We start from the raw sequence: 19,662 nt of genomic DNA, 5'->3' as shown, positions 1-19,662 counted from the left end.
TCCGCCGCCTTTTGCTGTGCAATGCCGGGAGATGGTTACAGGATGCGCACGCGGATGACCGCGTCGATGCCGGACAGCTGCTCGGTCAGGCTGTCGGCGATGGTACCGGTGACATCCAGCATGGTGTAGGCCACATCCTTTTTGCCCTTGTTGACCATGTTCTCAATGTTGAGGTTGGCATTGGTCAGGATGCCGGTGATGGCCGAGATGACGCCGGGTTCATTTTTGTGGATGATGCAGATGCGGCGGCCGCCTGCCCGGGGCTGCTGCACGTCGGGAAGGTTGACGCTGTGCAGGATATTGCCGTTTTTCAGGTAATCGCTCAGCTCAGTGGCGGCCATGACGGCGCAGTTGGTCTCGCTTTCGGGAGTGGACGCGCCCAGGTGAGGCGTGCAGTAGACGCCCTTGACCCCCAGCAGCTCGTCGCTGGGGAAGTCGCAGAAATACTGGGCCGCCTTGCCGCTTTCCAGAGCGGCCAGCATGGCGGTGGTATCCACCAGCTCGCCCCGGGCAAAGTTGAAGACCCGGACGCCGTCCTTGCACATGCTCAAAGTCTGGGCATTGATGGTGTGCTTGGTGGAGGGCATGTAAGGCACATGGACGGTGAGATAGTCGCAGCGGGGCAGCATGTCGCCCAGAGAGACGCAGTGCTGCACACTGCGGGACAGGCTCCAGGCGGCGTCAATGCTGATGTAGGGGTCGTAGCCCAGGACCTCCATGCCCAGGGCAACGGCGGCGTTGGCTACCCGGGACCCGATGGCGCCCAGTCCGATGACGCCCAGCGTTTTGCCCCGGAGTTCGGGACCCACAAACTGCTTTTTGCCTTTCTCCACATCCTTGGCCAGGGTCTGGCTGCCCTTGAGATTCTGAGCCCAGGCGATGGCATCGGGCAGGTTGCGGCTGCCCGCCACCAGGGCGCCCACTACCAGCTCGGCTACGGCGTTGGCGTTGGCGCCCGGCGTGTTGAAGACGACGATGCCCGCCGCTGTGCACTTGTCAATGGGAATGTTGTTGGTACCGGCGCCTGCCCGGGCGATGGCCAGCAGGCTGTCGGGCAGGGGGACCTCATGGAGGTCGGCGCTGCGCACCAGAATGCCCTGGGGGGTGGGGGAGTCGTTGTCCACCTCGAACTGGGTGGCGGGCAGCTTGGCCAGGCCTACCGGCGAGATGGCATTGAGCGTTTTAATGGTATACATTGGCGATACACCTCATTTTACATATTAGAATCAGATGCCCGGAATAAGGGACGGCAGCGGTCAGGCGTTTTCCTTGCGGAACTGCTCCATGAAAGCGACCAGCTTGTCCACGCCCTCCGGCGGCATGGCGTTGTAGATGGAGGCGCGCATGCCGCCCACCAGACGATGGCCCTTCAGGTTGACGAAGCCCGCCTCGGTGGCCGCGGCGCAGAACTTCTTGTCCATGTCGGGGTTGGGGCTGGTGAAGGTGACGTTCATCATGCTGCGGTATTTGTGCTCCACGGGATTGGTGTAGAAGTCCTGGCTGTCCAGATAGTCGTAGAGCACCTTGGCCTTGGCCTCGTTGATCTTCTTCATCTCGTCCAGACCGCCGATGTCGTGCTCCAGATAGTCCATGACCAGCCCGGTCATGTAGATGCACCAGCAGGGCGGGGTGTTGTACATGCTGTCCTTGTTCAGCAGGGTGGTGTAGTTCATCATGGTGGGAATGTTGGCGGCGGGAATGCTCTTGGCGCTCTTGCCCAGCATGTCGTCCCGGATAATGGCGATGGCCATGCCGGCGGGGGCCACGTTCTTCTGCACGCCGAAGTAGATGCAGCCGTACTTGCTCACGTCCACCGGCTCGGAGAAGATCATCGAGCTCATGTCCGCCACCAGGGGCAGGCCCTCCACCTCAGGCACCTCCGCAAAGCGGGTGCCGAAGATGGTGTTGTTCTGGCAGATGTGCACATAGCTGGCATCGGCGTCGTAGTCGATGGCCTTGACATCGGGAATGTAGGTAAAGTTGCGGTCCTTGCTGGAGGCAACCACACGGGCCTCGCCGAACTTGGCGGCCTCCTCGGCGGCTTTCTTGGAGAAGTTGCCGGTGACCAGATAGTCGGCCTTGCCGGTGGTCATGAAGTTCAGGGGAACCATGGCAAACTGCTGGGTGGCGCCGCCCTGGAAAAAGCCGATCTTATAATTGTCGGGGACCTTCAGCACACGGCGGATGGATGCCTCGGTGTTTTTGATGATATCGTCAAACCATTTGCTGCGGTGGCTCATTTCCATCACGCTCTGGCCGGAACCATGGTAGTCCAGCAGTTCGGCCTGGGCACGCTCCAAAACGGGTACGGGCAGCATCGAGGGCCCCGCACTGAAGTTATATACACGATTCATGGAAAAAACCTCCCCTAATTTCCTGTCTCTCTCAGCCAGGATGCTTGCGCCGTCAGCGCATACCAGTATTATACGAGCCATCCCGAAAAAATCTCAATGGAAAACCCTTCGGCACTGTGCCGAAAAAATGGGGCAAAAAGCGGAAATGTCTGCCAAATGACACAAGTGTACGCAATTTGAACACACAAACTAAGACAAACGTAAAAAACAAGACTGAAAAATTGCCCAAAAACACGGGAGAAATTTGTCACATCCGCTCGCTTGACAAAATATCTGCGGCAAACGTAAAATAAAATCTGCTAAATCATAGGCATATGTGGGAGGAATGCGGCATGCAGACTTTGCCGATCAGTGAGGAGCGCGTCATGTGCGCCCTGTGGGATTGCGGACGAGCGGCCACCCGGCGGGAGATCGGGGCACGGCTGCCCGCCGCCTGCCGGTGGGCGGATTCGACTCTTTTGAATTTTTTGATGCGGCTGGAGAAAAAAAGATTTGTCCGCAGCGAGCGGCTGGGGAACAAAAATGTGTACACTCCGCTGGTCCGCAGGGAGACTTACTGTGGTGCGGCTACCGCAGAGCATTTGGAAGTTTTATACAATGGAGATGTACGTTCTTTGGTCAAAACGCTGGCCGATACCGGGCGTCTCAGCTACGCAAAAATGGAGGCTTTGGCCCGTTGGCTGGATGCCCGCGTGGCAGAAAGTCCGGAGTATGACTATGATTGATAAAACCTTGACAAAAGGCCGTGCTATGCGGTTTTTTGTTGACTTCTGCGGCAAAGATGTTACAATACTTTTGTGTAATATTCGAGACCATTTGCCGCAGCCCCCCGGCGCGGCAGGAACATGGAAAATCAGGGGAGGAGCTTTTATGCTGAAAGGACTCAAGCGTTCCGCAAAGGGCGCCCGGGTGCCGCATGAGAAAGCCACCGCCGGTCTGGCAACGGTTCAGATGCCGGTGCCGGAACACGTGGTCATTCCCATGCAGATGCACATCGGTGCACCGGCGGAACCCGTCGTCAAAAAAGGCGACACCGTCATGGTCGGCACACTCATCGGCAAGGCCGGCGGCTTTGTCAGTGCCAACATCCACTCCAGCGTATCCGGCACGGTGCTGGATGTGGCAACGATGCGGATGGTCAACGGCGCCGTATGCAAGGCCGTAGCCATCAAGACCGATGGAAAGCAGACGGTAGACCCGTCCTGCACACCGCCCACGGTCACGGACAAGGACAGCCTGCTGGCTGCCATCCGGGACTGCGGTCTGGTGGGTGTGGGCGGCGCCGGTTTCCCGACGCACGTCAAGCTGGCGGCCAACACCATCGACACGCTGATCATCAACGCGGCCGAGTGCGAGCCGTACCTGACCACCGACGCACGGGAAATGCTGGAATGCAGCGACACTATCATTTCGGGCATCACTGCCGTCATGAAGTACTGCAACATTCCCAACTGTATTATTGGTATCGAGCGCAACAAGCCCGAGTGCATCGACCTGATGTTCTCGCTGACCCGGGACATGCAGGGGGTGTCGGTCAAGCCGCTGCCCATGCGTTACCCCCAGGGCGCTGAGAAGACCCTCATCGAGACCTGCACCGGCCGGGAGGTGCCCCAGACGGCGCCCTCCGGCAAGGCGGGCATCCCCGCCGACTGCGGCTGCGTCGTCATGAACGTGACCAGCGTCTCCACCCTGGGCAAGTACCTCAAGACCGGCATGCCGCTGGTCTCCAAGCGCGTCACCGTGGACGGCGACGCCGTTGTCAAGCCCCAGAACGTGGAAGTGCCCATCGGCACCCTCTACCGGGATGTCATCGAGGCCTGCGGCGGCATCAAGCCCGACGTGGAGCTGGGCAAGATCATCTTCGGCGGCCCCATGATGGGCGGCGCCTCTCCCAGTGCCGACTTCCCGGTGCTCAAGCAGAATAACGGCCTGCTGCTGTTCAGCCGCAAGGCAGCCACCCTGCCTGAGGCCGACCCCTGCATCCGCTGCGGCCGCTGCATCGAAGCCTGCCCCATGGGCTTGGAGCCGGTCATCATTGCCGAGAACTTCAAAAACAAGGACTTTGAGGCTCTGCAGAAGCGCTGCATCGACCTTTGCGTCGCCTGCGGCAGCTGTACTTACGCCTGCCCGGCCAAGCGCCCCGTCTCCCAGACCATGGCGCTGGCAAAGGCGTGGTATCTCAAACAAAAAACTGAAAAGGCAGGTAAATGACAGATGGAAGAACAACGCCTGATCGTAACTGCCTCACCGCATATCCGGGACAGCGCCTCCAACCGCAGCCTGATGGGAAACGTGGTCATTGCCCTGCTTCCCACCGTTGTGGCGTCGGCCTTCATTTTCGGTATGCGCGCGCTGCTGGTGGTCGCCGTGACCACCGCCGCCTGTGTAGGCTTTGAATATCTCTATACCCTTCTGATGCACAAGCGCAACCCGGTGGGGGACCTCTCCGCCGTGGTCACCGGCATCATCCTGGCCCTCAACGTGCCGGTGGGCATGCCCCTGTGGATCTGCATCGTGGGTGCCTTTGTGGCTATCGTCATCGTCAAGCAGATGTTCGGCGGCCTGGGCTACAACGTGGCCAACCCCGCTCTGGTGGGACGTATCGTTCTGTTTTTGGGCTTTACCTCCCGCATGACCGCCTATGTCTATCCCGACCTGGCGGTGGATGCCCTGGCCAGCGCCACGCCCCTTTCCAGCAGCGTGGATCAGTCCACCGTCAGCCTGTTGGACCTGTTCCTGGGCCTGCACGGCGGCATGCTGGGTGAGACCTGCATCCTCACCATTGTGGTGGGCCTGGCCTTCCTGCTGTTCACCCGCACCATCAGCTTTGCCATTCCCGGCAGCATTGTGGGCACCGTCTTTGTGCTGACCCTCATTGCCTCCGGCGATCTGCACACCGCTGTGGCCGAGATCCTGTCCGGCGGCCTGATGTTCGGCGCCGTCTTTATGGCCACCGACTACGTCACCAGCCCCTTCACCACCCGGGGCAAGCTGATCTATGGTATCGTCATCGGCCTGCTCACCTTCCTCATCCGCAACTTCGGCAGCATGAATGAAGGCATGAGCTACGCCATCCTCATGGGCAATCTGCTGACCCCGTGGTTCAACGAGTGGGGCCATCAGATTCCTCTGGGCCGTGTCAAGCCCAAGAAAAAGGCAGAGAATCAGGCGGCCGCAGCCTCCGCCGGAAAGGGAGGGGCAGCATAATGGCAAACAAACAGAACGCCGCGCCCCAGGAAAGCGTGGTCAAGACCATGGTGGTTCCCGTTATCGTTCTGGTTGTGATCTGCGTGGTATGCAGCGCGATCCTGGCCGTGCTCAACGATATGACGGCTCCCATTATTGAAGAAAACACCCGCCTCGAGACCCTCAACTCTTACATTGAGGTCCTTCCCGAGGGCACCCAGGCCGACAGCCTGACCCAGGTGGAGGCGGAAGCCCTCCAGACCGACGGCGTGGAAGGCGCAGCCTACACTGCCGACGGCGCCGTGGCCGTCAAGTCCGCAGCCGGCGGCTACTCCGGCAAGACGGTCACCGTCTATGTGGCCTTTGATTCCACCGGCACCATCACCAACATCAAGGTGGATGCCTCCACTCAGACCGCCGGTATCGGCACCAAGACCGGTGAGGAGAGCTTCTACTCCGGCTTTGTGGGCTGGGACGGCTCCCAGCAGGTCTCTGCGGGCAGCCCGGTGGATGCCATCGCAGGTGCGACGGTGTCCTCCAAGGCCGTTTTCACTGCAGTCAATCAGGCCATCGACTGCTACAACAATGAGCTGAAGGGGGTGGCATAAATGGCCGAAAAGCAAAGCAAATGGCGTGTATTTACCGCCGGCATCATCCGTGAAAACCCCGTCCTGCGTCTGGTCCTGGGCTGCTGCTCGGCTCTGGCCGTCACCACCACCGTTTCCGGCGCTCTGGGCATGGGCCTGGCCATGACGTTCGTTCTGCTGGGCTCCAACATCGTGATTTCCGCCCTGCGCAAGGTCATTCCCGCCAAGGTCCATCTGCCCTGCTACATTGTCATCATCGCAACCTTCGTTACCGTGGTACAGATGGTGCTGCAGGCCTATGTGCCGGAGCTGTATGACGCCCTGGGCGTTTTCCTGGCACTGATCGTCGTCAACTGCATCATCCTCGGCCGTGCCGAGATGTTCGCCTGCAAAAACACCGTTGTGGATTCTGCTCTCGACGGTCTGGGCATGGGCATCGGCTACATCCTGACCATGGTGCTCATGTCCTCCATCCGCGAGATCATCGGCAACGGCAGCTGGATGGGCATCCAGATCATTCCCGATTCCGTCGACCGTATGACGCTGATGAACCAGGCCCCCGGCGGCTTCTTCGTCTTCGGCTGCCTGATGGCGCTGTGCGTCTGGATCGAGAAGAAAACCAACCATCCCATCGAGCGCAAGACCTGCGGCGAAGTCCTTCTGGAAGAGCAGGAGACCGCCAAGGCCGCCAACGAAGGAGGTGCTGAACAGTGAGTGCCGAAAATATCGCAACTTTTGCAACCATCCTTTTCAGCATGATCCTGGTCAATAACTACGTGCTGGTTCAGTTCCTGGGCATCTGCCCCTTCCTGGGCGTGTCCAAGAAGCTGGATTCCTCGGTGGGCATGGGTATGGCGGTCATCGTCGTCATGCTCATCGCCACCGCCGTGACCTTCCCCATCCAGGTGTTCCTGCTGGATGCCAACAACCTGGGCTACATGCAGACCATTATCTTCATTCTGGTCATCGCTGTTCTGGTCCAGCTCATTGAGATCACCCTCAAGCGTTACATCCCCGCGCTGTACAGCGCTCTGGGCGTTTACCTGCCCCTGATCACCACCAACTGCTGCGTTCTGGGCGTTACCATTCTGGCGGTGCAGGACTACTCCGGCGATATCGCAACCCACGGCTTCGGCTTTGCTTTTGCCGAGGCGCTGGTCTGCGCTGCCGGTGCCGGTATCGGCTTCCTGCTGGCCATGGTGCTGTTCTGCGGCGTGCGCCAGCGTGTGGAGAACGCCGACCCGCCCGAGAGCTTCAAGGGACTGCCCATCACGCTGGTGTCTGCGGCCATCACTTCCCTGAGCTTCATGGGCTTCGGCGGTCTGGTCGAAAACATCATCAACGCGATCTTGTAAGGGGGATTTGAGGATAATGATTACAGCAAACCCGATCGTCTTTGCGGTGATCGTGCTGGCGGTTCTGGGCCTGGCGGGCAGTATCATTCTGGTTCTTGCCTCCAAGTTCATGGCCGTTTATGAAGATCCCCGCATTGCCGAGATCAACGAATGCCTGGCGGGCGCCAACTGCGGCGGCTGCGGTTACGCCGGCTGTGCCGACTATGCCAAGGCCATCGTCATGGACGGTGCGCCCACTCACAAGTGCGCTCCCGGCGGCGACAAGACTGCCGATGCCATCAACCGCATCATGGGCGCGGAGGAAAGCGACCGCCCCAGCCTGCGGGCTTTTGTCTCCTGCAACGGCGGCAAAAACTGCGGTGTGCGGTTTGAGTACCACGGCATCCAGAGCTGCGCCGCGGCGGCTGCCGTGGCTGGCGGTCCCACGGCCTGTTCCTTCGGCTGTCTGGGCTTTGGCGACTGCGTCAATGCCTGTATGTTCCACGCCCTCAGCATCAAGGACGGCGTGGCGGTGGTCGACCGTGAACTGTGCACCGGCTGCACTGCCTGCACCCGTGCCTGCCCCCGCGGTCTGCTCAAGATGAAGCCCATTGCACCCCAGCCCGCGGTGCTCTGCCGCAACAAGGAGCGGGGCGCTGCCGTGGTCAAGGCCTGCAAGACCGGCTGTATTGCCTGCGGCATCTGCGTCAAGAACTGCCCGCAGGAGGCCATCTTCCTGCATAACAACGTGGCCCGCATCGATTATACCAAGTGCAACGGCTGCGGCACCTGTGTGGAAAAGTGCCCCAAGAAGGTCATCCACTGGGTGGAGGGCGGCCCCACGTCGGTGGACGCTCCCGTGCCCGAGCACGCTGTGCTGTAACAGGCTGACAACACCATAAAATCAAGCCCCGGCCCCCGCTGGAATCTCATTGAGAAAAAAAGTAGGGGATGGGGCTTGATTTTTGTTTTGAGCTGTGCTATAATTTTCCCTGTTACGGAGGATTAGCTCAGCTGGTTAGAGCATTTGCATCACACGCAAGGGGTCTGGGGTTCGAGTCCCTAATTCTCCACCAAAAAATCCCGCAGACGATGTTATTTCGTCTGCGGGATTTTTTTGTTTTGTTCATAGGCCGCCTGCCTGGAACAGAAGGCGCAAAACCGGCGCTGCAACGCAGGCAGCGGGTGAAAAAAGCCTCGGCCCGGGTTTGCGGCGGGGAGGACGGCATGGTATAATAAGTCGAATCACTACAGCGGAAAGGCGGGCAGAACAGATGTTTCACATCGCCATTGTTGAGGACGACCCGCAGGTGCGGGAACAGCTTGCGGGATATGTGCGCCGGTATGAGCGTCAGTTCGGCAAGATGTTTGAGCTGACCGCCTTTGAGGACGGGGATGAGATCGTATCCGACTACAAGGCGGTGTACGACATCATTCTGCTGGACGTGCAGATGCGCCGCATGGATGGTATGGCTGCTGCCGAGGCCATCCGAAAATTGGACAAGGATGTCATCCTGATCTTCATCACAAACATGGCGCAGTTTGCCATCCGGGGCTACGCGGTGGATGCACTGGACTATGTTCTCAAGCCGGTGCCGTATTTCGCCTTTTCCCAGCAGCTGCAAAAAGCTGTGGACCGCCTGCGCAGACGCCGCAAAACATTTCTTGCGGTGCCTATCGACGGCGGGCTGCGCCGTGTTGATGTGTCGACCATCTACTATCTGGAGAGCGAGGGGCACTACGTGCGGTTTTACACCGAGAACGGAGAGCTCGTTACCCCCGGCAGCCTGAAAAGCTATGAGGAAAAGCTGGCGGACAAACCGTTTGCCCGATGCAACAGCGGGTATCTTGTCAATCTTGAACAGGTGATGGAGGTACAGCAAAATACGGTAAGAGTCGGACCTTACGCTCTGCAGATCAGCCGCCCCAAAAAGAAAGCATTTCTGGAAGCGCTGACCGACTACATCGGAGGCAGCGTGAGATGAACATACTGCCGGATATTCCCCGCCTGTACACGGCGCTGGCCGAATGGCTGGCCTGCGTGATCTGCATCCTGACGCTGCGCAGGCGGTTCAGCAAAGTGGAAACGACGGTCTGCGCCGTTGTCTGGCTGTCTGCGCTGGGCGTTTTTCTGCAGGTGACGGGCAGCGTGCCGCTGGCCTGGTGGATTCCCTGCATGGCAGCCGCAGTGGGAATGATGTACAGTTTCCTCTACCTGTGCTGTGATGTCAGTGCATTGGAAGCCGGATACTGCTGCGCCAGGGCGTTTCTGCTTGCCGAGTTTGCCGCCAGCCTGGAATGGCAGATTCACTGCCTGCTTTGGCGGCAGAGCAGTGCCTGGGCGCCCCGGTCACTGCTGCTGCTTGCGGTGATCTACGCGGTGGTGTACGGCTTTATATTCCGCTTTGATCTGAAGCGATTCCTGCGCAACCGGAACCTGGGCATCACGCGCAGGGCTCTGGGCAGTGCCGTGGTCATGGCGCTGGCAGCCTTTGCGGTCAGCAACTTTTCCTTTACCCGGGAAGGCTCCGCCACCATGGATATTTTCTACATCCGGACCCTTGTGGACCTGGCGGGGGTGCTGGTTCTCTCCATCCAGCAGGAGCAGCTGATGGAGGCCAGCCTCCACCGGGAGCTGGAGGCCATGGACCATGTCCTCCACCGCCAGTACGAGCAGTATCAGCAGAGCAAGGAGAGCATCCGCCTCATCAACCGGCACTGCCACGACCTCAAGCTGCAGATCGCTGCCATCCGTGCCGAGCAGGACCCCGGCAAGCAGGCGGCGGCTCTGGACCAGATGGAAAGCGGCATCCGCATGTACGAGGCCCAGAACAAAACCGGCAACCCGGTGCTGGATACGCTGCTGACGGCCAAAAGCCTCTATTGCCAGCAGCACGACATCAATTTTACCTGTGTGGCGGACGGCCACCTGCTGGACTTTATGCCCACGGGGGACATCTGCACCATTGTGGGTACGGCATTGGACAATGCCACAGAGAGCGTCCAGACATTGGCCGACCCGGAAAAGCGTCTGATCCGTGTGGCCATTTATGCCCAGCACGGTTTTGTCATGCTGCGGTTTGAAAACTATTGTGAGACGGAGGTAAAGCTGGATGCCGACGGTATGCCGCCTCACGGCTACGGCGTGCGCACGGTGCGCGCCGCGGCCCAGAAGTACAACGGCACCGTGACGGTCCACTGTGAGGACAACTGGTTCATTCTGCGGATCCTGCTGCCCCATCGGCCGACAGGCGGCAGCGGAATACAGCAGAAGTAATCAGATGGAATGCATTATAAACAGAACGGTTCGGGCTTTGGCTCGGACCGCTTTTTTGTGCCCTTGACAACCTGCACAAAGCAATGCCCAAAGTCATTGTGCGAAACGCAGATAAAATTTTTGTAAAAAACAGGTCTGTGAACAATTTATGTCTTGGAAATGACAAGTTTTGAAAAAATAGTAGACATTTCTTTATCTGCGTCGCTATAATAAAATTACCAAATGAAGGGGGCGCGCGACCCTTCATTCTGTCTAAAACAACAACAAGGAGGAAGAAGAAGCATGTTATCTATCAACATAGATGACGTTATGAACGTGTTGACGACGGTTACCCCTTACCTGATCGGGTTTGCTGTCGTTCTGGTCATTGCAATTGCTGTAATGATCGCCTGCAGAAAGCAGGGCAAGGCCAAAAAGTACATGATCCGCAGTCAGGCGGGTCTGGCAATCCTGCTGGCCTTCGGCATTGTGGCCAACCTGATCGCCTTTGGCCCCATGTCCACCATGCTGTCCCTGCTCACCGGCGGCGGCACGATCACGGAAGAATCTACCAATACGGCTACTGAGCTCTGCACCGAGATTGCGGAAGAGGGCGTAGTCCTGCTGAAAAATGACGATTCTACGCTGCCCCTTGCATCCGGCGACAATATCAACGTCTTTGGCTGGGCGTCCACCAATCCCTGCTACGGCGGCACCGGTTCCGGTGCGCTGAGCGACGCGTTCCCCATGGTCAGCCTGCTGGACGGCCTGAAAAATGCCGGACTGAACCCCAATCAGGAGCTGATTGATTTCTACACCAATTACAAGGCCGATCGTCCTGTGGTTGGTATGTGGAGCGGCGACTGGACCATACCGGAACCGGCAGCCAGCCTCTACACCGATGAGCTGATGACCAACGCCAAGGCTTACTCCGATACGGCCATGATCGTCATCACCCGCGTTGGCGGTGAGGGCGCCGACCTGCCCACCGACATGTATGCGCTGGCCAACGGCACCGCAGAGGATGTGGGCTACGACCAGGTTTACGACGACACCCTGAACGAGGGCGCCGACTGGGATGAGGGCGACACCTACCTCAACCTGACCAATCAGGAAGAGGCCATGATCGACCTGGTCTGCCAGAACTTCGACAAGGTCATCGTTGTCTACAACGGCGCCAACACCATGGAGCTGGGCTTTGTGGAAGAGCATCCACAGATCAAGAGCGTTCTGTGGTGCCCCGGCACCGGTCAGACCGGCTTTACCGGCCTGGGCAACATCATCTCCGGTGCGGTGAACCCCTCTGCCAAGACCACCGATACCTTCGTCTACGATCTGACCGCTACCCCGACCTGGAACAACTTCGGCATGATGCATTACACCAACATGGATGAGTTCGCCGTGGATGAGACCCTGCCTTCCTTCGTGAACTACGTGGAAAACATCTATGTGGGCTACAAGTTCTATGAGACCGCCGCTGTGGAGGGCCTCATCGACTACGACACCACCGTGCAGTATCCCTTCGGCTACGGTCTGTCCTACACCACCTTCTCCCAGAAGCTCAACGGTGTGACCGAGTCCAACGGCGTCATCACCGTTTCCGCCACCGTCACCAACACCGGCTCCGTTGCGGGCAAGGATGTGGTTGAGGTTTACTACAACCCGCCTTACACCAACGGCGGCATCGAGAAGGCTTCCGCCAATCTCATCGGTTTTGCCAAGACCTCTCTGCTGGAGCCCGGCGCATCTGAGGATGTGACCGTCCAGTTCAACGTGGAGGATATGGCTTCCTACGATGACCGCAACGCCAAGGCTTACGTGCTGGAGGCCGGCGGCTACATCATCTCCATCAACTCCGACTCTCACACCGTCATCGACAGCGGTGTCTACACCGTCCCCACCACCATCACCTACAGCGGCGACAACAAGCGCTCCTCTGATTCCGTTGCCGCTACCAACCAGTTTGACTATGCCCGCGGCACCGCAACCTACCTGTCCCGTGCCGACGGCTTCGCCAACTACGCCCAGGCCACCGCGGCACCCACCAGCTATGAGATGCCGGCGGACTCCAAGGCGACCTTCTACAACATCTCCAACTACGACGCAGCCGCCGATGAAGATCCCAATGCCGAGGCTCCCGTTACCGGCGCCGAGGGCGATGTCCAGCTGGTCGACCTGCGCGGCCTGGACTACGACGATCCCATGTGGGACAGCCTGCTGGATCAGATGACCGTGGATGAGATGAATTCCCTGATCTCTCTGGGCGGCTATCAGACCAACAGCATCGAAAGCATCGGCAAGGTCCGCACCAATGACTGCGACGGCCCTGCTTCCATCAACAACAACTTCACCAAGACCGGTTCCATTGGCTTCCCGGCGGCGGTCATGATCGCCAACACCTGGAACGTGGATATCGCCACTGCCTTCGGCGACAGCATCGGTCAGATGGCGGATGAGATGGATGTCTCCGGCTGGTATGCACCTGCCATGAACATTCACCGCTCTGCCTTTGCAGGCCGTAACTTCGAGTACTACTCCGAGGACGGCTTCCTGTCCGGCCAGATGGCTGCCCACGCTGTCCAGGGCGCTGCCCAGCACGGTGTCTACGCCTACGTCAAGCACTTTGCCATGAACGATCAGGAGACCAACCGCTGCGGCATGCTGTGCACCTGGTCCACCGAGCAGGCCATGCGCGAGATCTACTTCAAGCCCTTTGAGATCGCCATCAAACAGGGCGGCGCAGGGGCTGTCATGTCCTCCTTCAACTACATCGGCAACCGCTGGGCCGGCGGCACCAAGGAACTGTGCCAGACGCTTCTCCGTGACGAGTGGGGCTTCCAGGGCTTTGTCCTGACCGACTACTTCGGCGTCTACGGCTACATGAGCGCCGACCAGGGCGTCCGCAACGGCACCGACTGCATGCTGGTCAACTATCCCACCGAGACCAGCCTGGTGGGCAGCCTGACCGACGGCAACATCAGCAACGGCGGCCTGCAGGCCATGCGCACCGCCACCCACAACATTCTGTACACGGTGGTCAACTCCCGCGCTTACACCGAGGAAAACCTGAACCCCGGTATGGAAACCTGGCAGATCGCAGCTATCGCCATCGACGTAGTTCTGGTTCTGGTTATTGTCGGGCTGGAAATCGGCGTCGTCAAGAAAGGCTACGACAAGCGTAAGAAAAAGGAAGTTGAGGTCTGAACGGGCCTGTGCTTCTCTGAAACTGTCCATTAAAAATCTTTGACAACAGGATAACCGGCTGCGTCTGACATCTGCCTGCAGGCGTCGGGCGCAGCCTGTTTTATCCGGGAAGGGAGTACGTCCATTATGCCCGATACGAAACTTGCCCAGAAACTTACCCTGGAACAGAAATGCGCACTGCTTTCAGGTGCGGATACTTTCCGGTCGCGGGGACTGCCGCAGTACGGCATCCCGTCGATCTGGCTGTCCGACGGCCCTCACGGCGTGCGGAAGCAGGCAGGGGAGAGCGACCACCTGGGAATCAATCCCAGTGAGCCGGCGACCTGCTTCCCCACGGCATCGGCCGTAGCCAGCAGCTGGGACCCTGCCCTGGGCGAGGAGATCGGCCGGGCGCTGGGTCAGGAGGCTGCCGCGCAGAACGTCGCCGTGCTGCTGGGACCCGGCCTCAACACCAAGCGCAGCCCGCTGTGCGGCCGCAACTTCGAGTATTTCTCGGAGGACCCCTATCTGGCCGGCAAGATGGCAGCCGCCTATATCCGCGGCATCCAGGAAAACGGCATCTCTGCCTGCCCCAAGCATTTCGCCGCCAACAGCCAGGAGCTGCGCCGCATGGCCACCGACTCGGTGGTGGATGAGCGTACCCTGCGTGAGCTCTACCTGACCAACTTTGAAATCGCCGTCACCGAAGGCCATCCCAAGACCATCATGACCAGCTACAATCTGGTCAACGGCACTTACGCCAACGAGAACGCCCATCTGCTCAAGGAGATCCTGCGGGATACCTGGGGCTTTGACGGCGCCGTCGTCACCGACTGGGGCGGTTCCAATGACCATGCCCTGGGCGTCAAGAACGGCTCCACGCTGGAAATGCCGGCACCCGGTCTGGACTCGGTGCGTGAACTGGTCAAGGCGGTCAAGAACGGCAAGATCTCGGAGGCGGATATCAACGCCCGTCTGGAGGAACTCCTGACGCTGGTGGAAACCACCTCCAAAGCCCTGGAGAAAGCTCCCAAAACCATCGACTGGGATGCCCACCATGCCCTGGCCCGCAAGGCTGCGGCGGAGAGCATCGTCCTGCTCAAGAACAAGGGCGGCCTGCTGCCCCTGAATCCCGAGAACCGCATCGCCGTCATCGGCGACTTTGCCCAGACCCCGCGCTATCAGGGCGCAGGCTCCAGCATGGTCAACGCACCCAAGGTGGACAGCTTCCTGCAGGTGTTTGAGCAGAGCGGCCTCAAGACCGTCGGCTTTGCCAAGGGCTTCGACCGCTATGGCAAGGCGGATCCCGCCCTGCAGGCGGAAGCGGTCAAGCTGGCCGAAAAGGCCGAGACCGTCCTGCTGTTCCTGGGCCTGGATGAGGTCAAGGAGAGCGAGGGTCTGGACCGCAGCGACATGAAGCTGGCCAAGAACCAGATCGACCTGCTGCTGGCCGTGCACCGTGCCAACCCGCATCTGATCGTTGTCCTGAGCAGCGGCAGCGCTGTGGAGACCAGCTGGCAGAGCCATTGCCAGGCACTGGTCTGGGCAGGACTGGGCGGTCAGGCCGGTGCAGGCGCCGTGCTGGACGTGCTGACCGGCAAGGTGAACCCCGCCGGGCGTCTGGCCGAGACCTGGCCGCTGCACTGCGAGGACAATCCCTCCTACAACAACTTCGGCAAGGACGGACGCACCGTCCAGTACCGCGAGGGCCTCTATGTAGGCTACCGTTACTATCAGACGGCGGGCGTGCCGGTGGCGATGCCCTTCGGCTACGGCCTGTCCTATACCACCTTCGAATACAAGGATCTGCATGCCACGCCCACCGGCGTCTCACTGACGGTGACCAACACCGGCGACCGTGCCGGCGACGAGGTGGTCCAGGTCTACGTGTCCAAGCCGGATGCCGAGATCTTCCGCCCCATGCAGGAACTCAAGGGCTTTGCCCGCGTTTCGCTGGAGGCAGGGGAGAGCAAGACGGTGTCCATCCCGCTGGATGACAAGGCCTTCCGTTACTGGAATGAGCCCGCCGGCCACTGGGCCGTGGAAGGCGGCAGCTATGTGGTGCGTGTGGGCGCTTCCTGTGAGGATATCCGTCTGGAAGCCACCGTCACGGTAGAATCTTCCGGCGATGCCAACCCCTACATCGGCAACTCGCTGCCCCACTATGTCAGCGGTCAGGTGCAGGATGTGCCCGAGGTGGAATTCTCCGCCATTCTGGGCCGCCCGATTCTGGAAGAAAAGGTGGCCATCGACCGCAACATGACTCTGGGCGAGATCGGCCACGGCCGCAGCCCGCTGGGGTGGCTGATCCACGTGATCCACAAGCATCTGCTGGATAAGAGCCTCAAGGCCGGCAATCCCGACCTGAACCTGCTGTTCAACTACAACATGCCGCTGCGTGCCATCGCCAAGATGACGGGCGGTATGGTCAGCATGGGCATGGTGGACGGCCTGGTCATGGAGCTCAAGGGCTTCTGGATCATTGGCATCCTGCGTGTGCTGTTTGAGATGGTCCGCAATATGATTCTCAATGCATCCATGGAAAAACGCCTGGCGGAGAAAAAGGAGGACAAGTAATGAACCTTTGGTCTAATTTTGCCGCCAAGCATCCGGCGGCAGCAAAGTGGGTGCGCGAAGGCGGCCTGTTCGTCATCGTCAGCAATGTGATCACGGTGCTCAAGTATCTGATGCTGCAGTTTTTGCCCGCTGCCTTTGCAGGCCTGGGCGACGCAAGCTTCGGCTGGCCGGGCATTCCCCTGACCCTGTTCGGCGAGACCTTTGAATGGAACATCCTGGGCTACGATCAGGCCCACGGCGGATTGGCCTATTTCTGCGCCTACATGGTGGCTATGGTCATCGGCGAGTGCATCAACTTCCCCATTCAGCGCAACTTTGTCTTCCGCTCCAAGGGCAAGCTTGGTCCGCAGATTGCCTGGTACCTGGTTGCTTTCTGCGTCATTACCTGCATCGTGAACTCCATCAACTGCATCTGGGTTGCGGTGGCAGGACTGCTGGTGCCCGACTTCATCTACAACATCGGCACGACGGTCCTCAACGGCGGCATTTCCATGGTGGTCTTCTTCTTTGTCAACAAGATCATCTTCCCCTCTGCGGATACCGCTCAGAAACCGGCAGAAAAGGCCGAATAAGCCCGGAGCAAACAGACACAAAGCTTTCACCCGGCGGCATCCGACCTTCCGAATCATCATCCCTGTATACTGATGCCGCAAGTAGCCCTCGTCTCACGGTTTGACCGTGAGACGGGGGCTTATATTGAAACAGGGGAAAATCCGGAAGGAATTCTTTTTCGGCATAAGGGCAGCTTGCGCAATGCCGGGAAAAACGATAGAATGAAAAAAAGATTGGCGGAAAGGTGGGGAAAAAGGTGAAGCAGATCGCGATTGTGGAGGACGAAGATGCCGCGGCGGAGCTTTTGACAGGTTATGTGCAGCGCTATGCCGCGGAATCCGGTCAGGAGATCACATCCGTCAGGTTTTGCAACGGCGCGGAGTTCCTTCAGGGATATCAGCCGGTCTATTCGGTTGTTTTTCTGGACATTCAGATGCCCCAGAAAAACGGCATGGAGGCGGCAACTGAGCTGCGCGGCATGGACAAAAACGTGTCCCTGATTTTTGTGACCAATCTGGTCCAGTATGCCCTCAAAGGCTATGAGGTGGACGCGGTGGGATTTCTGGTCAAGCCGGTGAGCTACTATGATTTCTCGCTGAAATTCAAGAAGGCGCTGGATATCTATCTGATGAACGAAGAACGCAGTTTTACGGTCAGTTCTTCAGGGGGGATCTGCCGTATCTCCACCGACAAACTGATGTATGTGGAGATCCTGAACCACCGGCTGATTTATCACCTGGTGGACGATGTCATTGAGCGGACCGGCGTGCTTTCTGATGTAGAACAGCAGCTGCACGCCTTTGGGTTTCTGCGCTGCAACAAATGCTATCTGGTCAATCCCAAATTTGTGGTCAAAGTCAAGGGATACACCGTCCAGGTGGGCAGTACGGTGCTTCAGATCAGCCGTCCCCGCCGGGCGGCATTTATGGCAGAGCTGACCAACTGGTATGCGGGTTTCCAGGGAGGCAAGTGACATGGAAGAGCTTACCTTTATCTACCGGGAGATCATTCTTGAATTTCTCTTTGAGCTTTATGTCTTTTACGGGCTGACCTTCTTTACCCAGCAGCGCAGGCCGCATTTCTGGGCACGGGCAGCAGGGGGACTGGCGGCGGTCCTGGTGGTGGCTGTGGGGGCTGCCGCGGCCTATCAGCTCTGGGGAGATACAGTCCTGGGCAGGATCGGGGTTTATCTGGTCCTGTTTGCCGTGACGGTAGTCCAAATGCAGCTCTGCTTCGAGCCGGGACTTTCCACTGTGGTTTTCTGCTGCAGCATGGCGTATGCTTCCCAAAATCTGGGTTACAAACTGCGCCTGATGGTGTGGGATGTCAGCCAGGGGTTTCTCTATGAATTGTGGGACGACGGGCATTTTGCCATGTATTACAGAATCTCGTATGCAGTCTTTTTTGCGGTGACGGCTGTGGCGGTTTATTTTATTTTTATCCGCCGTGTGATCCGCCACCTGAATACCTGGCAGATGGATCGCCAGATGCTCACGCTCTGCATCTTTGTGCTGGTGATTGCGGTGTTCCTCTGCTCGGTGGAGGATATCTATTTCAACAATCTCAGCGTTCAGTTTGCATCGCAGACGGTTTCCCCGGAATTTCTGGTGCTGAAGGAAACCGGCAACCTGTTTTCGGTGACCTGCTGCGCCATTGTGCTGCAGCTTGCCTGCCGAACCCTGGAACAGCGGGAACTGAAGCAGGAGGTGGAGTATCTGCAGTATACCATCCGCCAGAGCCGGCGACAGTATGAGATCGCCAAGGATACCATCGACCTCATCAACATCAAGTGCCATGACATTCGCTACAAACTGGCCTCGCTGGCGGCGAAGGGCGGCAAGATCGAAGAGGATGCCATTCGGAATCTGCAGAAGAGCATCTCGATCTACGACGCCAAGATCGAGACAGGCAACCAGTCGCTGGATGTTCTGCTGACCGAAAAGAGCCTTTACTGTGAGCAGAACGGCATTACTTTTTCCTGCATGGCGGATGGGGAAAAGCTGGACTTCCTTGACGGCAGCGACCTGTATTGTCTGTTCGGCAATATTGTGGATAATGCGCTGGAGGCGGTCAAAGCCATTTCAGAGCAGGAACGGCGGGTGATCAACCTGCTGGTCAAGGCGCAGGGAAATCTGCTGATGATCCAGGAAGACAACTATTTTGACGGTACCCTCACCTTCCGGGACGGGCTGCCGGTCACCACCAAGGAGGACAAAAATTACCACGGTTTTGGAATGAGAAGCATTCGCATGATTGTGCAGAAATACGATGGAGAGCTGACCACTTATGTGGATGGAGATGTCTTTCACCTGAACATTTTGTTCGGCACAAATGGAAAGTGAAGACCCCCGCAGACCGTAAGATGTCAGAATACGAAAAAAAAGTACAGATAAAGGAACGCCTATTGTGGGTAGGCGTTCCTTTTGTTATATTGTGACCAATGAGCTGGAATTTGTGGGATATTTTTGTGGAATCATGAGGGATTCTGATGCGCCCCACCGGATCAAAACGCCAATATGAGGACAAAAGGAGGACTGGCAAAACAACAAGGAGAATGCGGCGAATGACCCGGCCTGCGGTACCAGAAAGCCCCCTTCGCGTCATGGCTGTTCCGGGAGTCCCTGAGAAAGCAT

General features: G+C 58.6%; 16 protein-coding genes and 1 tRNA gene. 15 read left to right on the top strand and 2 right to left on the bottom strand.

What is annotated here, in order from left to right:
* Window positions 1-35: 35 nt before the first annotated feature.
* Both INF35_RS04935 and serC read right to left on the bottom strand, forming a co-directional pair.
* On the bottom strand, window positions 36-1,196 hold the full coding sequence (locus INF35_RS04935; RefSeq protein ID WP_193500387.1) for a phosphoglycerate dehydrogenase: 1,161 nt from the start codon (window positions 1,194-1,196) through the stop codon (window positions 36-38).
* A 60-nt stretch (window positions 1,197-1,256) separates the two neighbouring features.
* Entirely contained in the window at window positions 1,257-2,354 is a 1,098-nt protein-coding gene (gene serC, locus INF35_RS04930) for a 3-phosphoserine/phosphohydroxythreonine transaminase (protein WP_193500386.1), read from the bottom strand.
* Between the two features lie 332 nt (window positions 2,355-2,686).
* Between serC and INF35_RS04925 the strand changes: the two genes are divergently transcribed.
* The 15 genes from INF35_RS04925 to INF35_RS04855 all read left to right on the top strand — a co-directional run bounded on the left by INF35_RS04925 (window position 2,687) and on the right by INF35_RS04855 (window position 19,371).
* A complete protein-coding gene (locus INF35_RS04925) occupies window positions 2,687-3,079 on the top strand; it encodes a BlaI/MecI/CopY family transcriptional regulator (RefSeq protein ID WP_193500385.1) in 393 nt (130 codons plus the stop codon).
* Window positions 3,080-3,224: 145 nt separating this feature from the next.
* Window positions 3,225-4,565: an electron transport complex subunit RsxC gene (gene rsxC, locus INF35_RS04920; RefSeq protein ID WP_193500384.1), complete on the top strand. Its 1,341-nt coding sequence runs from the start codon at window positions 3,225-3,227 to the stop codon at window positions 4,563-4,565.
* Window positions 4,566-4,568: 3 nt separating this feature from the next.
* A complete protein-coding gene (locus INF35_RS04915) occupies window positions 4,569-5,561 on the top strand; it encodes an RnfABCDGE type electron transport complex subunit D (protein ID WP_193500383.1) in 993 nt (330 codons plus the stop codon).
* Complete coding sequence (locus INF35_RS04910) at window positions 5,561-6,148, top strand: FMN-binding protein (protein ID WP_193500382.1); 588 nt, start codon at window positions 5,561-5,563, stop codon at window positions 6,146-6,148. Before INF35_RS04915 ends, INF35_RS04910 begins: the two co-directional genes overlap by 1 nt.
* Window positions 6,149-6,841 (top strand): electron transport complex subunit RsxE, encoded by a 693-nt coding sequence (gene rsxE, locus INF35_RS04905; protein ID WP_193500381.1) that lies wholly within the window; start codon window positions 6,149-6,151, stop codon window positions 6,839-6,841.
* Window positions 6,842-6,882: 41 nt separating this feature from the next.
* Window positions 6,883-7,482, top strand: coding sequence for an electron transport complex protein RnfA (locus tag INF35_RS04900; RefSeq protein ID WP_193500542.1), 600 nt, complete (start codon window positions 6,883-6,885; stop codon window positions 7,480-7,482).
* Window positions 7,483-7,498: 16 nt separating this feature from the next.
* The gene (locus INF35_RS04895) at window positions 7,499-8,344 is read left to right on the top strand and encodes an RnfABCDGE type electron transport complex subunit B (protein WP_193500380.1); all 846 of its coding nucleotides are present in this window, start codon (window positions 7,499-7,501) and stop codon (window positions 8,342-8,344) included.
* A 116-nt stretch (window positions 8,345-8,460) separates the two neighbouring features.
* Window positions 8,461-8,537, top strand: a tRNA-Val gene (locus tag INF35_RS04890).
* 198 nt (window positions 8,538-8,735) lie between these two features.
* Window positions 8,736-9,446 (top strand): LytR/AlgR family response regulator transcription factor, encoded by a 711-nt coding sequence (locus INF35_RS04885; RefSeq protein WP_193500379.1) that lies wholly within the window; start codon window positions 8,736-8,738, stop codon window positions 9,444-9,446.
* A complete protein-coding gene (locus INF35_RS04880; RefSeq protein ID WP_193500378.1) occupies window positions 9,443-10,738 on the top strand; it encodes an ATP-binding protein in 1,296 nt (431 codons plus the stop codon). The genes INF35_RS04885 and INF35_RS04880 overlap by 4 nt, the downstream gene beginning before the upstream one ends.
* A 282-nt stretch (window positions 10,739-11,020) precedes the next feature.
* Window positions 11,021-13,921 (top strand): glycoside hydrolase family 3 N-terminal domain-containing protein, encoded by a 2,901-nt coding sequence (locus tag INF35_RS04875; protein WP_193500377.1) that lies wholly within the window; start codon window positions 11,021-11,023, stop codon window positions 13,919-13,921.
* A gap of 126 nt (window positions 13,922-14,047) precedes the next feature.
* Complete coding sequence (locus tag INF35_RS04870; protein ID WP_193500376.1) at window positions 14,048-16,477, top strand: glycoside hydrolase family 3 C-terminal domain-containing protein; 2,430 nt, start codon at window positions 14,048-14,050, stop codon at window positions 16,475-16,477.
* Window positions 16,477-17,049, top strand: coding sequence for a GtrA family protein (locus INF35_RS04865; RefSeq protein ID WP_193500375.1), 573 nt, complete (start codon window positions 16,477-16,479; stop codon window positions 17,047-17,049). The genes INF35_RS04870 and INF35_RS04865 overlap by 1 nt, the downstream gene beginning before the upstream one ends.
* A 236-nt stretch (window positions 17,050-17,285) precedes the next feature.
* On the top strand, window positions 17,286-18,002 hold the full coding sequence (locus INF35_RS14015) for a LytR/AlgR family response regulator transcription factor (protein ID WP_193500374.1): 717 nt from the start codon (window positions 17,286-17,288) through the stop codon (window positions 18,000-18,002).
* 1 nt (window position 18,003) lies between these two features.
* The gene (locus INF35_RS04855) at window positions 18,004-19,371 is read left to right on the top strand and encodes an ATP-binding protein (RefSeq protein ID WP_193500373.1); all 1,368 of its coding nucleotides are present in this window, start codon (window positions 18,004-18,006) and stop codon (window positions 19,369-19,371) included.
* Window positions 19,372-19,662 lie beyond the last annotated feature (291 nt).

The sequence above is a fragment of the Gemmiger gallinarum genome, from assembly GCF_014982805.1.
Classification (GTDB): Bacteria; Bacillota; Clostridia; order Oscillospirales; family Ruminococcaceae; genus Gemmiger; species Gemmiger gallinarum.
The sequence above is the reverse complement of the archived record's forward strand: the minus strand, read 5'-3'. Positions and strand labels throughout refer to the sequence as shown.

Excerpts from the sequence above, each read along its gene's own strand:
- INF35_RS04935 (WP_193500387.1), bottom strand. The coding sequence starts at position 1,196 with ATGTATACCATTAAAACGCTCAATGCCATCTCGCCGGTAGGCCTGGCC.
- serC (WP_193500386.1), bottom strand. The coding sequence starts at position 2,354 with ATGAATCGTGTATATAACTTCAGTGCGGGGCCCTCGATGCTGCCCGTA.
- INF35_RS04925 (WP_193500385.1), top strand. The coding sequence starts at position 2,687 with ATGCAGACTTTGCCGATCAGTGAGGAGCGCGTCATGTGCGCCCTGTGG.
- rsxC (WP_193500384.1), top strand. The coding sequence starts at position 3,225 with ATGCTGAAAGGACTCAAGCGTTCCGCAAAGGGCGCCCGGGTGCCGCAT.
- INF35_RS04915 (WP_193500383.1), top strand. The coding sequence starts at position 4,569 with ATGGAAGAACAACGCCTGATCGTAACTGCCTCACCGCATATCCGGGAC.
- INF35_RS04910 (WP_193500382.1), top strand. The coding sequence starts at position 5,561 with ATGGCAAACAAACAGAACGCCGCGCCCCAGGAAAGCGTGGTCAAGACC.
- rsxE (WP_193500381.1), top strand. The coding sequence starts at position 6,149 with ATGGCCGAAAAGCAAAGCAAATGGCGTGTATTTACCGCCGGCATCATC.
- INF35_RS04900 (WP_193500542.1), top strand. The coding sequence starts at position 6,883 with ATGATCCTGGTCAATAACTACGTGCTGGTTCAGTTCCTGGGCATCTGC.
- INF35_RS04895 (WP_193500380.1), top strand. The coding sequence starts at position 7,499 with ATGATTACAGCAAACCCGATCGTCTTTGCGGTGATCGTGCTGGCGGTT.
- INF35_RS04885 (WP_193500379.1), top strand. The coding sequence starts at position 8,736 with ATGTTTCACATCGCCATTGTTGAGGACGACCCGCAGGTGCGGGAACAG.
- INF35_RS04880 (WP_193500378.1), top strand. The coding sequence starts at position 9,443 with ATGAACATACTGCCGGATATTCCCCGCCTGTACACGGCGCTGGCCGAA.
- INF35_RS04875 (WP_193500377.1), top strand. The coding sequence starts at position 11,021 with ATGTTATCTATCAACATAGATGACGTTATGAACGTGTTGACGACGGTT.
- INF35_RS04870 (WP_193500376.1), top strand. The coding sequence starts at position 14,048 with ATGCCCGATACGAAACTTGCCCAGAAACTTACCCTGGAACAGAAATGC.
- INF35_RS04865 (WP_193500375.1), top strand. The coding sequence starts at position 16,477 with ATGAACCTTTGGTCTAATTTTGCCGCCAAGCATCCGGCGGCAGCAAAG.
- INF35_RS04855 (WP_193500373.1), top strand. The coding sequence starts at position 18,004 with ATGGAAGAGCTTACCTTTATCTACCGGGAGATCATTCTTGAATTTCTC.